The organism is Cupriavidus sp. GA3-3 (assembly GCF_000389805.1).
GTDB classification, from domain to species: Bacteria; Pseudomonadota; Gammaproteobacteria; order Burkholderiales; family Burkholderiaceae; genus Cupriavidus; species Cupriavidus necator_D.
Window position 1 is genome coordinate 45,863 of sequence record NZ_KB944498.1, and the last position, 13,044, is coordinate 58,906.

10 protein-coding genes, 2 tRNA genes and 1 pseudogene are annotated in these 13,044 nt (G+C 64.6%); 6 read left to right on the forward strand and 7 right to left on the reverse strand.

Features of this window, described 5'->3' with window-relative positions; genetic code table 11:
* Positions 1–16: 16 nt before the first annotated feature.
* Both C265_RS23610 and C265_RS23615 read right to left on the reverse strand, forming a co-directional pair.
* Positions 17–877 carry a MaoC family dehydratase N-terminal domain-containing protein gene (locus tag C265_RS23610; protein WP_037025170.1) on the reverse strand — a complete coding sequence of 287 codons (861 nt, stop codon included), beginning with the start codon at positions 875–877 and terminating at the stop codon, positions 17–19.
* A gap of 137 nt (positions 878–1,014) precedes the next feature.
* Positions 1,015–2,088 carry a porin gene (locus C265_RS23615; protein WP_010814296.1) on the reverse strand — a complete coding sequence of 358 codons (1,074 nt, stop codon included), beginning with the start codon at positions 2,086–2,088 and terminating at the stop codon, positions 1,015–1,017.
* Between the two features lie 417 nt (positions 2,089–2,505).
* Here C265_RS23615 and C265_RS23620 point away from each other — a divergent pair.
* Positions 2,506–2,832: pseudogene (locus C265_RS23620) on the forward strand (gamma-glutamyltransferase); the annotation flags it as partial.
* A 160-nt stretch (positions 2,833–2,992) separates the two neighbouring features.
* Here C265_RS23620 and C265_RS23625 read toward each other — a convergent pair.
* Positions 2,993–3,069: transfer RNA gene (locus C265_RS23625), tRNA-Arg, on the reverse strand.
* Between the two features lie 50 nt (positions 3,070–3,119).
* Complete coding sequence (locus C265_RS23630; protein ID WP_037025188.1) at positions 3,120–4,379, reverse strand: GGDEF domain-containing protein; 1,260 nt, start codon at positions 4,377–4,379, stop codon at positions 3,120–3,122.
* 408 nt (positions 4,380–4,787) lie between these two features.
* Here C265_RS23630 and C265_RS23635 point away from each other — a divergent pair.
* A tRNA-Pro gene (locus C265_RS23635) sits at positions 4,788–4,864 on the forward strand.
* A gap of 93 nt (positions 4,865–4,957) precedes the next feature.
* Here C265_RS23635 and C265_RS23640 read toward each other — a convergent pair.
* Both C265_RS23640 and C265_RS23645 read right to left on the reverse strand, forming a co-directional pair.
* Positions 4,958–5,701, reverse strand: a complete 744-nt coding sequence (locus C265_RS23640; RefSeq protein ID WP_010814299.1) for a DNA polymerase III subunit epsilon — start codon at positions 5,699–5,701, stop codon at positions 4,958–4,960.
* A 177-nt stretch (positions 5,702–5,878) separates the two neighbouring features.
* Entirely contained in the window at positions 5,879–6,397 is a 519-nt protein-coding gene (locus C265_RS23645) for a hypothetical protein (protein WP_010814300.1), read from the reverse strand.
* 612 nt (positions 6,398–7,009) lie between these two features.
* On the opposite strand from C265_RS23645, the gene infA reads away from it, so the two are divergent.
* The 3 genes from infA to C265_RS23665 all read left to right on the forward strand — a co-directional run bounded on the left by infA (position 7,010) and on the right by C265_RS23665 (position 9,142).
* Positions 7,010–7,231 (forward strand): translation initiation factor IF-1, encoded by a 222-nt coding sequence (infA, locus tag C265_RS23655; RefSeq protein WP_008641674.1) that lies wholly within the window; start codon positions 7,010–7,012, stop codon positions 7,229–7,231.
* Between the two features lie 244 nt (positions 7,232–7,475).
* On the forward strand, positions 7,476–7,952 hold the full coding sequence (locus C265_RS23660; RefSeq protein WP_010814302.1) for a histidine phosphatase family protein: 477 nt from the start codon (positions 7,476–7,478) through the stop codon (positions 7,950–7,952).
* A 347-nt stretch (positions 7,953–8,299) separates the two neighbouring features.
* Positions 8,300–9,142, forward strand: coding sequence for a GNAT family N-acetyltransferase (locus C265_RS23665; protein WP_011615654.1), 843 nt, complete (start codon positions 8,300–8,302; stop codon positions 9,140–9,142).
* 57 nt (positions 9,143–9,199) lie between these two features.
* Here the strand turns inward: C265_RS23665 and ppx are convergent, their stop codons facing one another.
* A complete protein-coding gene (gene ppx / locus C265_RS23670; protein ID WP_010814304.1) occupies positions 9,200–10,732 on the reverse strand; it encodes an exopolyphosphatase in 1,533 nt (510 codons plus the stop codon).
* Between the two features lie 154 nt (positions 10,733–10,886).
* Here ppx and ppk1 point away from each other — a divergent pair, with 154 nt between their 5' ends.
* Positions 10,887–13,013: a polyphosphate kinase 1 gene (ppk1, locus tag C265_RS23675; protein WP_081225790.1), complete on the forward strand. Its 2,127-nt coding sequence runs from the start codon at positions 10,887–10,889 to the stop codon at positions 13,011–13,013.
* Positions 13,014–13,044: the final 31 nt, after the last annotated feature.

Here is a 13,044-nt window from a genome sequence, read left to right on the forward strand (position 1 = left end):
CTTCCGTAAAGCGAAATCAGCGAAGGACTGCCGTGGCGTCCATGGTCAGCCAGCCCTCGTGGTCGGATGCCCACAAGCGAACTGTTTTGCCGTCAGACTGCGGTTGACCGCTGACCCGGAAGGGATGCAGGTCGAAGGTCGGGCGCACCGCACGGAATCGAAAGCTGGCGACCTCGGCCTGCGGCAATTCACGCCGCAGCAGATCCAGTAGCAACGTAGCGATCAGCGGGCCGTGGACAATCAAGCCGGGGTAGCCTTCGACCTCTGTCACGTAGCGACGGTCATAGTGGATGCGATGCCCATTGAAAGTCAGGGCCGAATAGCGGAACAGCAAGACGTCGTCCGGAACAATTTGGCGCTGCCAAGCCGCTTCCGCGGGCGCCGCTTGGGGCATGACAGGCGCCTCGCCCGACTGCTGTGCCTCTCGGTAAACGATGTCGTGAAACTCCACTAACGCCGGTTCCGCAGTACCGATGGCGCGGATCTCATGACGCACTCTTACAAATACTAACTTTCCGGTCCGCCCCTCCTTGCTTGTAACATCGTCGATGACGGAGGTGCGCTGGATCTTGTCGCCCACCCGAAGTGGATGGCGAAACTCGAATTGGCCGCCTGCCCACATGCGGCGGGGCAATGGCACAGGGGGTAGAAAGCCGCCGCGCTTGGCATGGCCATCGTGCCCAATTTCGCTTTGACGATGCATGGGTAAGAAATAAAGCCAATGCCACAGTGGCGGCAAGGGAGTGCCTGCTGTCTGCGCTGCTGCGGGGTAATCCAACGTCGCACGCAGCGCTGCGATCGGCGCGGCAGTGACTGTGTCCTCCCACTGCTCGCTGCGTCCAATCCACGTCCTGGGGTCAACTGCCTGTTCGTCCACTGCTGGCTCCTTGCATTTGTGCTAGCCCGAATGCCGTTCACGCGCGGGACCAGCGGAGTTAGATCAATTCGAAGAATAGTTGGACACATTGAAGCGCCGACGCACCAGTTAGCCGCCTGCCAGAACAATGGACCGCTCTAGAAGCGATGTCGCAAGCCGATGCCACCGCCGACTTTGCTGCCTTTCACTCCCATGAAGGTGGGCAGCGCATAGGCACCGTTGATGCGATTGAAATCAATTTCGGCGTAAATGTCAGTGCGCTTTGAAAGGTTGTAGTCCGCGACGCCGGTCACCATAATGCGGCTGCCGGAGGCATTGCGCTGGCGGTCGTAGTGCGACGCAACGGATAGCGTGAGAGCAGAGGTAGCCGCCACAGCGAAGCCGCCACTGAATACATCGTTTCGCGTCGGGCTCACATCGAATCGATTGTTTAGATAGCCGAAGGTTAGCTTGACTATCCCCCATTGATAGTTGCCACCCACGCCCCAGACTTTCCTCGACTCGGGCGTGGTTAGCGCGTTGGCCTGCTGCCAGAAGCCACCGACGTCCACCGGTCCCTGCTTATAGCCGAGAGTTGCGCCGTAACTAGAGCTCGGCTTCATATGACCCGACACTTCGCCAAAGGTGTAATACGCTCCCGCAGATAGCGCTCCCCATTGTCCGACGTATTTCGCCATGTTGTCTTGGCGCGGTCCCGTATAGCCGTTAAAGATGGTGACTGCGTCCAGATTGGGGTGACCGTTAGGCTGAAAGCGGGCGGTCGCATCGTAGCCGGTGGTGAATTGCCGGCCGAACGTTAGCCTACCGAAGCGCTCGTGGTTCAATCCGACCCATGCCTGCCTTCCAAACAAACGCCCCTGACCGCCGGTACTCTGCTGTCCATAGTTTGCCGTTGTGGTGCCTTGCTGCGATACGCCGGTCGAGGGATCAAAGCCACTCTCCAAATTGAAGATGGCGGACAATCCGCCTCCGAGCGCCTCGTTGCCCCGCATGCCCCAGCGTGAGCCGTTGAAATAGCCGTCGGTTAACGCAGCCAACTTATTGTCGCCCTGGTTATTGTTTGAGTAGCGAATGGTGGTATCGATGATGCCGTACAGGCTTACTCCGGACGAACTCTGTGCCTGAACAGTAGTAGTGATCGCAATTCCAAGGACCGCCCCGGCCGCCAACTTCCCGTTTAACCGACTTTTCCGTTCTTGTTCGATGCCCATCCTGTCTCCCCATTTCGGCTTATTGTCGTCACCTCCCCCTGCCCCGCGAACGGGAAAGGCGAATTGATGCCAGTTTGCAGAGACAACTTGCAAAGGGGAATTGCAATGTTTCGATGAATTGATGCATTCCTCGCATCAAAACAGGAGGGATTGCTGCCACGTAGACGGCGCGAGAAGTTGCCGCCATTAATGGGCTGAAATGCGCGCAAAGCGGGGCGAGACGTGGCTAACAGTCACGACGGCCTCACATAAGCCTTTCGACGCACCCCCGGCGGTTTCCATCCAATCTCCGATTGCCAATCCGCATGTTTGGCATGCGTCGCCGACCGGCCAAAGGGCGGGTCACGTCGGGGCACTCGAAAACCTTCGCAAACGGGATGGGTCCTTTTGCGAGAGCTTCCCTGCAACACCGCCCCTATCGCACAGACCGCCGCCCCGCGCTATGCGCCTGTCATTGCAGAACCGGCCGTCTTGGCGCCGGCCACCACCGCGACAGCACAGGCCGCCAGCGCCGCCTACGACTTCGACATGGACGTGGACGTGTTCCACCCGGTGGTGGCGCGCAACGGCATGGTGGCGACGGAGCAGGAACCGGCCACGCGGATCGGCCTGGACATCCTGAAGGCTGGCGGCAACGCGGTGGACGCGGCGGTGGCGGTGGGCTTCGCGCACGCGGTAGCCCTACCCAATGCCGGCAATATCGGCGGAGGGGGCTTCATGGTGGTCCACGACGCGAAGAGAGGTCCGCCACGCTGGCGGTGTCGCGCAGCCGATAAAGTCGGCCACTGACCGTTCTGAGCTCCATGGCACTCGCATCGAAGGCCAGAAATGCCCGCAGATTGCCCACTGACGTGGGGCGCGCTTCGGCCTGCGCGGGCGACACCCCGCAAACCCTTGATTTCACTGGCGCGTCCTAGAGGATTCGAACCTCTGACCGCTCGCTTAGAAGGCGAGTGCTCTATCCAACTGAGCTAAGGACGCGAAGGCGGCATTCTACCGCAGCACCGCTGCGCAGTGACAAGCGGCGCAGGTCAGGATGCGGCGCGCGGCTGTCCGCGCGTGATGTAGTGGCCATCGACCGCGCCGCCATCGGTGCCCGCCTCGCTGCCTGCCGGATGCAGGGACACGCAGTTGCGCCCTTTCAGCTTGGCGTCGTATAGCGCACGGTCGGCACGGCGCATCAGCGCATCGGCGCCTTCGCCCGGCTGCCGCGCCGCCAGGCCGATGCTGACGGTATAGGCGATCGGATCGGGCTCGGACGGGCATGGCGTGGCGCGCACCGCCGTGGCCAGCCGCAGGCAGGCCAGCCGGCCCTGCTCCAGCGCCGTATCCGGCATCAGGATGGCAAATTCCTCGCCGCCCAGGCGCCCCGTCACCTCGAGCTGGCCAAAATTCTTGCGCAGCTGCCCGGCGAAATGCCGCAGCACGCTGTCGCCCGCCAGGTGGCCGTAGACATCATTGATTGCCTTGAAGTGATCGAGGTCGACAAAGGCCACCGTCAGGGGCTTGCGCTGCCGCTCGGCGCGCAGGCAGGCTGCCTCCAGCTCTTCCCAGAACGCGCCGCGCAGCAGCACATCGGTCAGGTCGTCATGGCGCGCGCGCCGCTCCAGCATACGCCGCAGCCGGTCGTGTGCCATCAGCGCAAAGCTGACCGACACGCCCACCAGTGCAAAGATATTGAGCATGGCGAGCTCGCCGTCCCACGGCATCGGCCGCGGCCAGGCGCCGCCCTGCATGACTGCCGCCAGCGGCAGCGCCACGGTCCATGCGTTGATGGCCGCCGCGGCGATGACGATCAATACCAGCGACAACGCTGCCAGCCGGCCGGTGCCGCGCGTGGCCGGCACCGACGGCCACGCGCTGCGGGCCAGGTCCAGCAGCAGTGCGATGTGGCACATCGTCAGCAGCGGTGCCATCTCCGGCATCAGCGGCGGCACGGCAAGATATTGAGGCGCCAGGTCGTGCCAGGCCACCGCCGCCGCGGCTGCCAGGTTCAGCGCCAGCAACGGCGCGGCGCGGCCGGGCCGGCCCGCGAAATGCCGCGCGCCCACTGCCATGACCGAGAGCGCCGCCAGCAGTGCCAGGTCGCTCGATTCCAGTACCAGCCACAGCGGGCGCAGTTCCTGCACCGCTGCCAGGGCCGCTGCCATTGCGGCCAGCACGCTTCCCAGCGCCCACGACGTCAGGCCGCTGCGATCCATGCCCGCCGAGCGGCGCAACACCACGCAAACCACAGCCATCTGCAGGGCGAACAACCCCGCGATGAGCACAACTATGTGCGACTGAAACATCTTCATTCCCGTCCAAGGCGACAAGCGGTGCGCCGCATGGCGCCGCTGTTACCTGCTCTTTACCGGTCCTGTGTCGGACCGTTGTTATCAAAGCCGCATACCCGGTTTCAGAACGCCTGGCGCCGCCGGCCGGCAGACGCAAACACGTCGAGGCGCCCGCCGCGGGCGGGAGCGCCGTTATTGTTGTGGTGATCAGGTCAGTCCGGAAGGAATAGGCAAACCGGGCGTTCCCAAAAGCACGCCGGTCGGACTGGTGCGGTGTGCGGATTATCCCAGCGCGCAAACCCAAGTCAAGCCAAAGCGTCCCCGCCAGAAGGGGGAGCAGGCCGGCAAGGCTGAGTGCGCCAGAGCGGGCATCATCACATTAGATTGACCGCGATCGCGGGGCCCGGCTACAATGGCGGGCTTCGGAGCGTAGCGCAGCCTGGTAGCGCATCTGATTTGGGATCAGAGGGTCGTAGGTTCGAATCCTATCGCTCCGACCAGAAATACCCAGTGGAAACAACGGCCTGGATCGAAAGATCCAGGCCGTTTTTCTTTTCAGCCAAGCGGCCTCCAAGCGCCGTACAGGTCTGTTCTCACCACTGCAGCAAGTCCGGCCAGATCAGCGCCCCCGCGAACAGCATCAGCATCACCGCGACGATGACCAGCCCCCGGCTTGGGCCAGCATGGCTGGTCTCAACCTTTGGCATCCATGACTGGCCGGCGTCGGCCGGGACCGCAGGTAACGGCGGCGGCGCCGATGGCACAGGCACGCTGATCGCAATACGCGGCACGAAGTCGGACTCGGCCAGCAGGAAGCCCATGGGCGTGGCTTGGTCGGCTGCACCCATGTGCTGGAACAGCAACCTGGACAGCGCCAGGCAATCATCCAGCGCAACCTGCGGCCGGGGCCGGAAGATGCGCAGGTGCTCGCACAGCGTATCGAGCTTGTGGTTGGGGGCATGGAAGTACTGGGACCAGCGGACCTGGCGCACCGAGCAGCGCCAGCGCTTGTGCTGGATGTCGGGAAGCACTTTTCCCAGCATCCGCGCGTGGAATTCGGCGCCGTGGGCGACCAGCACATCCGCGTCGTCGACGATGGCGCGGATGGCATCGACGTCAAAGCGCCGCCCGCGCAGCATCTCCGCGGTCAACCCGTGCGTGCCGGTGGCAGCTTCACCGATCGGCACGGTGGGCTCCTGCGAACCGTAATAGTCAGTGATCTCCCGCAACAGCGTGCCAGCCCGCGGCGCCACTTCGACAAGCAACAGGCCGATGCTGACAGGCTCGTCCGCTGGCGTGAGCCCGGTGGTTTCGGTACTGACGATTGCAACCCGCATGGGCTCGGTACTCCGGTGTAGCCGCCCGCGGGCATGGTTGGCGGCGGCCGCTCTGATCGTTTGCCTCTAGGTTAGTGCGAGCGCGTTAAACGTCATATCAACCAGATGGGCTAGCTGAAAGAGCGCCAGCCGGGAGGATGCCGGCTGCTACCCCCTCCCCCATCTCCATCTCCTGGTTCAGGCAGGCTGCTGCCCCGTTTCGCCACGCCGTCGCTCGAGATTGCAATAGACGTCGGCCGCCACCAACCCGAAGAGCGCGTGGGCGAACAGGCTTTCCCAGCCGCGGGCCTCGTCGAACCAGTTGAAGTAGGTCCCCAGCAGATAGAAATTGACCAGGTAGACCACCACGCCAAACACGATCCCGACCACCGAGGCCAGCCACAGGCTGGAATCGAAGCGGAATGACGACAGAATCATCGCCAGTACCGCCGCCAGGATGATCGACAGCGCGAAGTGCACCGTCCCCGCCGAAAGCACGACTGTCCAGTTGAAGGCATCAGCAGACAGGGCTTCACGCCCGAGGATGATGGCCGCGACCATCTTCACGGTGCCCCAGGCGCCCTGGTACAGCAGGAAGCGCGCCGTGAGCAGTTCCAGCACCATGTAGACCGCGCCGGCAATCAGCCCCGCCACCACGGCGGCCCGCCAGTCCGGCCGGCAGCGAACGTAGCGGTGCGATTCCAGATGGAGTTCCATGGCAGTCTCCTTGCGAGATCCGGCCCGGCAAGGCCGTACGAGTTAGTTCTAGCTCATATGGAGCAAATACCAAGCCGGCCAGACCGCAAGACGCGCCTTCCAAGGCACATGAATTGCCGACTTTGGCGGCACGGTGCAACCGCCGCGGCCGGCCATCTGCCGCAACGTGCCGGCCATGCTGCAACTGCGTACGTGATACAATGTCAAAGTAGCCCCCGGGGTGTCCGTGCATCCCTGTAACCGGGCGTTCTCACCAGCGCGCTCTTCGCGAGCGAACAGCAGCCGCCGGCGCGGGCCTTCCGCGACGACACCAAACTGGCGAACCACCGGGTACAACCTGCCCGCCTGCTCCGCAAAGCACACGGCCTCCCCGGCCGTCAGCGGCCAGGCCGTCGCCCAAGCCATCCGCGCCCGTTGGGCGATACCGCTGACAGGACCGAGCATCAGGCGCCGCGCGCCGCAGTCCGCGTGAGCTTGCCCCGAACAACCCAAGGCGCGCTTCGCCGCAATCGGCGAAACATGCCGCGGTTCCGCGCCGTACCGGGCGAACCGAACAGGATTTTTGAAATCGCAACCACGCAGCCTTCACGGGCTGCCGAAAAGGAAGACAGATTGGCTAAGGAAGAACTCATTGAATTTGGCGGCGTGGTGTCGGAAGCCCTGCCTGACAACCGCTATCGGGTCACGCTGGAAAACGGCGTCGAAATCTGGGCATACGCTTCGGGCAAGATGCAGAAGCACCGCATCCGCATCCTGGCCGGCGACCGTGTCACCCTGGAAATGTCGCCCTATGACCTGACCAAGGGACGCATCAACTTCCGCCACAAGTCCTGAGTTTCTGCACGGCCCCGGCGATACCGCATGCGCGGCTGTCGCCCGCGCCGCGGCCGTTGTGCGCCGACGCGCTGTCACGCCGCTGACACCGCGCCTGGACACACTTGCGGGCTGCCCGACAGGCAGCCTGCTTCCGTTTACGCGCCGCGTGCAGCCTGGCCTGCGCACCGGCGCGGGCCAGCTGGCGCTTGCACCGGTCGGGCCGCTTCACCATACTCGAAGCTCGCTCATTGCCCCGTCCGACATGAACCTGATCCTGTGGCGCCACGCCGAAGCCGAAGACCTCCCCGACGCGCTCAGCCTGAGCCGCCATGCCGACCTGCAGCGGCCACTGACACGCCGCGGCCGCAAGCAGGCGGAGGTATCCGCCAAATGGCTGCGCGCACATCTGCCGGCCGACACCCGCGTCCTTTGCAGCCCTGCGCTGCGCACCCGCGAAACGGCGGCCGCGCTGTCTGCCGAGGCGGAGATCAGTGACGCCCTTGCGCCCGGCGCCGACGTCAGCGCAGTGCTTGCAGCAGTCGAGTGGCCGGAACGCCCCGAGCACGTGGTGGTAGTCGGGCACCAGCCCTGGATCGGCCGCGTCGCCAGCCTGCTGCTGGCCGGCTCGGAAATGAACTGGAGCGTGCGCAAGAGCGGCATCTGGTGGCTGACCGGCCGCACCCGCGAAAGCGAGGCGCAGACCGTGCTGCGCGCCGTCATCAACCCAGAATTCCTCTGAGCCCCGCCCCACCCCGTATGCCAGGTGCCGCCTGACGGCACCTGGCCCATTTTGTCCCGCCAAAATCAGAAATAGCTGATGGCGGGCGGAATCTCCCGTAAGTAGAGTGGCCTTGGCGCCTCTTCCGGTGCCGATAGCAGGTGTCACGGAGATTCCCCATGAATGGCCCGGCCGATCGTTATATTGACGTCGAGGATCGCGACTCACACCCTGACCCATCGCCCGAAAGCGCCCGACCGTCCGCCCTGGCAGGTGACGTCACGGAACCGTCATCCCCGGGTCACGGCAATGTCACCCACTCTCACTACATTGCATCGCAACAGTTTCGTCACCAAAAGGACATACTGATGCGAGATCTGCCGACGCCCACCCAGCCGCTTTTCGACTCTCTGCCCAATGGCCTTGGTGGCCAGACGGCGCGGAGCCGTCTTCATCGCCAATCAGATACACCGGCACATGAATCGCCTGTTCTCAGCGTGGCGTGGGCGCGCCACCAGGACGAAGTAGTCGAAGCCCAGCGCCTGCGCTACAAGGTTTTTGCCGAGGAAATGGGCGCGCGCCTGACCTCTTCGGTGCCGGAGCTGGACATCGACATGTTCGATGCCTACTGCGACCACCTGATCGTGCGCGACATGGCCACGCTGCGCGTGGTGGGCACGTACCGCGTGCTGCCGCCGCACCAGGCCAAGCGCCTGGGCTGCCTGTACGCGGAATCTGAATTCGACCTGGTACGCCTGGGCCACCTGCGCCCCAAGATGCTGGAACTGGGCCGCTCCTGTGTGCACCGCGACTACCGTTCGGGCAGCGTCATCATGGCGCTGTGGGGCGGCCTGGGCGAGTACCTGCAGCGTTGGGGCATCGAATCGATGCTCGGCTGCGCCAGCGTGCCGATGAACGACGGCGGCCACTACGCGGCCAGCCTGCACCGGCTGTTCAGCGAGCGCTCGCTGGCGCCAATCGAATACCACGCCTTCCCGCGCGTGCCGCTGCCGGTCGAGGACCTGAACCAGCAGCTGGACGTCGAGCCGCCCGCGCTGATCAAGGGCTACCTGCGCCTGGGCGCAAAGATCTGCGGCCAGCCGGCCTGGGATCCGGACTTCAACGTGGCTGACTTCCTGACGCTGCTGCGCGTGAACGACATGAACCCGCGCTACGCCCGTCACTTCCTCGGCCTGAACAACGCCGCCTGAGCGGCGCCAGCTGCCTGTCAGCGGCCGCCGCCCCGGCGGCCGCCCTCCGCACTGCGCTCAGTCATAGATGACCTTGTAGCGCTTGCCGATCCGCTGCCATTCATCAGCCTCCTGCGCCAGGCTGTATTCGATCAGCGGATTGGCCTCGATCCACGCCTTCGGCAAGCGCACGGTGAAGCCTTCGTCCAGCGCCTCGGCCAACTGGCTCACGCGGATATCGGGCAAGGCCACATCCGAGCGGCGGCGGCACAGCACAAAGGCCAGGCGCAGGCTGAACAGCATGCGCCAGTCGACGAACCTGCCGCTGCCCGACAGCTTGCCGAGCTTGCCCGCATGGCCCAGCAGCAGCGTCGCCAGCCGCGCCTGGTCGGTCTTGGAAAAGCCCGGCATATCGGCATGGGTGGCGATATAGGCCGAATGCTTGTGGTAGCCGCTGTGCGAGATCGACATGCCGGTCTCATGCAGGCTGGCGGCCCAGCCCAGCAGCGCCAGGTTGTCCTCGCGCCGTTCGTTGGCCGGCTCCGGGAACTGTGACAGCAGCGTCTGCGCGGCACGGCGCACGCGGCCGGACTGGGCCCGGTCCACGCCATAGCGGCGCATGAACTGGTCCACCGTGACGGTGCGCATGTCCTCGTGGTGGCTGCGTCCGAGCAGGTCGTACAGCACACCTAGCCGCAGCGCGCCGTCGGTGACATCCATGCGCTCGATATCGAGTTCGGCAAACACGCCCAGCATGATCGACAAGCCGCCCGGCAGCACCGGGATGCGGTCCGCCTTGAGGCCGGTCAGCTTGACGCGGTTGGTGTTCTCGGCCTTGATCAGCGCGCGCTTGAGGCGCTCCAGCCCTTCGCGCGTGATACCGTGCTCGGCGGTGCTGTCGTTCATGCCATTGAGTTCGATCAGCTCGGCCAGCGCGCGCGCCGTGCCCGACGAGCCGACCGCCTGCTCCCAGCCCGTGGCCCGGTACTGGCGCACCAGCACCTGGATCTCGCGGCGCGCGGCCAGCTCGGCCTGCTTCATCGCGTATTCATCGACGTTGCCGCTGGGGAAGAACTGGCGGCTGTGCGACACGCAGCCGATATACAGGCTTTCCATCAGCTTGGACTGGTAGCCGTTGCCGATGATGAACTCGGTCGAGCCGCCGCCGATATCGACCACCAGGCGGTTGCCCTGGCAGGCCGGGGCGTCGTGCGAGGCCCCGAGGTAGATCAGCCGCGCTTCCTCGCGCCCGGCGATCACTTCGATCGGGAAGCCCAGCGCGCTTTCGGCCTCGATCAGGAACTCGGACGCGTTCTTGGCCACGCGCAATGTGTTGGTGGCAACGGCGCGCACCTGGTTGGGCGCGAACTCGCGCAGCCGGTCGCCGAAGCGCCGCAGCGCATCGATACCGCGGCGCCGCGCGGGCTGGTCCAGGTATTTGTCGGGCGTCAGGCCGGCGGCCAGGCGGACCGGCTCGCGCAGCGCGTCAACCTGGAAGATCTGGCTGGCCGGGCCATTGGCCGTGGGGGTCTCGTCCACCCGCCCGATCATCAGGCGGAAGCTGTTCGAACCCATATCGACGGCAGCCAGCAGGCGTGGGGTGTTATTCATCGTGTGCTAGGAGGGCTGGTTCGCGTTGGCGTTGCGTGGCGCGGCAGGTGCGCTCTGGTGCCTTGGCCTGCCGGCGTTCGCGCCCGGGAAAAATATGTCCTGATCATGTCTGCATCATGACAAAATCAAACTGTCATAAAAGTGACACGTTTTTATGAAAAAGTCGCCACATTACCAAAAGAAGGTCATGCTCATGTCGACGACTCCGTCCAGTACGCTGCTCAACCGCGAACTGGGCATCCTGGAATTCAATGCCCGCGTGCTGGCGCAAGCGGCGGACCCGAAGGTCCCGCTGCTGGAGCGGCTGAAATTCATCTGCATCGTGTCCAGCAACCTGGACGAGTTCTTTGAAATCCGCATGGCGGGCCTGAAGGAACAGATGCGCGACAACGCTTCGGGGCTGACGCCGGACGGCCTGTCATTCCAGCAGACCTACCAGCTCGTCACCGAGCGCACGCAACGGCTTGTGGCTTCGCAGTATGACATGCTGCAGAACACCATTTTTCCACTACTTGAAAAAGAGGGGGTCTTTTTCCACCTGACCACCACCTGGACCGACGCCCAGCGCGAATGGGCGCGCGAGTTCTTCCAGCGCGAACTGGGGCCGGTGCTGACCCCGATTGCACTGGATCCCGCCCACCCCTTTCCCCGCGTGCTCAACAAGAGCCTGAACTTCGTGGTGGAATTGTCCGGCAAGGACGCCTTCGGCCGCGAGGCCGACCTGGCCATCGTGCAGGCGCCGCGCGCGCTGCCGCGCGTGGTAAAGATGCCGGAGAAGCTGTCGGGCTACCCGTATGGCTTTGTGATGCTGTCGTCCTTCATGCAGGGCTTCGTGCATGAGCTGTTCCCGGCGATTGCCGTGCACGGCTGCTACCAGTTCCGCGTCACGCGCAACTCCGACCTGTTCGTCTCGGAAGACGAGATCACCGACCTGCGCGAGGCGCTGCAGGGCGAGCTGCCCACGCGCCATTTCGGCGACACGGTGCGCCTGGAAGTCTCGTCGGACACGCCGGCACCGCTGGCACGCCGGCTGCTGCTGGAATCGGGCCTCGCCGAGCAGGACCTGTATCGTGTTTCCGGCCCGGTGAACCTGGTGCGGCTGATGCAGATCCCCGACATGGTGGACCGGCCCGCGCTGAAGTTTGCGCCATATGTGCCCGCGCCGGTCAAGGCCTTCTCCGCCGGCGCGTCAATGTTCGACGTGATGCGCCAGCAGGACGTGTTGCTGCACCACCCGTACGAGAGCTTCAGTTCCGTGCTCGACCTGCTGCAGCTGGCCGCGGCCGACCCCAACGTGGTCGCGATCAAGCAGACCGTCTATCGCACCGGCAATGAGTCGCTGGTGATGGAAGCACTGATGACTGCCGCGCGCAACGGCAAGGAAGTGACCGTGGTGGTGGAGCTGCTGGCGCGCTTTGACGAGGAAACCAACATCAACTGGGCCGAGCGCCTGGAATCCGCGGGCGCACACGTGATCTACGGCGTGGTCGGCCACAAGTGCCACGCCAAGATGCTGCTGATCGTGCGGCGCGAGCCCACCGGCCCCAAGGCCAAGCAGGTCAAGCTGCGGCGCTACGCCCACCTCGGCACCGGCAACTACCATCCGCGCACCGCCCGCCTCTACACCGACTTCGGCCTGCTGACGGCCAACGAGGAGATCTGCGAAGACGTGCATCACGTGTTCCAGCTGCTGACCGGCACCGCCGGCACCATCCGGCTGAACCACCTGTGGCAGTCGCCCTTCACCATGCAGAGCAACCTGGTCGACCATATCCGCGCCGAGGCCCGCAACGCGCGCGCCGGCAAGCCCGCGCGCATCATCGCCAAGATGAACGCGCTGCTGGAGCCATCGATCATCGACGAGCTGTACAAGGCCTCGCGCGCGGGGGTGAAGATCGACCTGATCGTGCGCGGCGTGTGTGCGCTGATGCCGGGCGTGCCGGGCATGTCCGAGAACATCTCGGTGCGCTCGATCATCGGCCGCTTCCTGGAACACCACCGGGTCTACTACTTCTACGCCGGCGGCGAAGAGGTGCTGTACCTGTCCAGCGCCGACTGGATGGACCGCAACCTGTTCCGCCGCGTGGAAGTTGCCTTCCCGGTGCTGGACAAGGCGCTGAAGGCACGCGTCATCAAGGAAAGCCTGCAGGTGCACCTGCGCGACAACGCCTCGGCGTGGATCATGCAGCCGGACGGCAACTATGCACGCAAGCAGACGCGCTCGAAGCGTCCACATGTGAGTCAGAACGATATGCTGGTGATGTTTGGGGGGATGCCCTGAGCGGGCTTCTGTTGCCCACCTTGCGCCAGGA

Excerpts from the sequence above, each read along its gene's own strand:
- ppx (WP_010814304.1), bottom strand. The coding sequence starts at position 10,732 with ATGAATAACACCCCACGCCTGCTGGCTGCCGTCGATATGGGTTCGAAC.
- ppk1 (WP_081225790.1), top strand. The coding sequence starts at position 10,887 with ATGAAAAAGTCGCCACATTACCAAAAGAAGGTCATGCTCATGTCGACG.
- C265_RS23640 (WP_010814299.1), bottom strand. The coding sequence starts at position 5,701 with ATGCGGGTTGCAATCGTCAGTACCGAAACCACCGGGCTCACGCCAGCG.
- C265_RS23665 (WP_011615654.1), top strand. The coding sequence starts at position 8,300 with ATGCGAGATCTGCCGACGCCCACCCAGCCGCTTTTCGACTCTCTGCCC.
- C265_RS23645 (WP_010814300.1), bottom strand. The coding sequence starts at position 6,397 with ATGGAACTCCATCTGGAATCGCACCGCTACGTTCGCTGCCGGCCGGAC.
- C265_RS23660 (WP_010814302.1), top strand. The coding sequence starts at position 7,476 with ATGAACCTGATCCTGTGGCGCCACGCCGAAGCCGAAGACCTCCCCGAC.
- C265_RS23630 (WP_037025188.1), bottom strand. The coding sequence starts at position 4,379 with ATGTTTCAGTCGCACATAGTTGTGCTCATCGCGGGGTTGTTCGCCCTG.
- C265_RS23615 (WP_010814296.1), bottom strand. The coding sequence starts at position 2,088 with ATGGGCATCGAACAAGAACGGAAAAGTCGGTTAAACGGGAAGTTGGCG.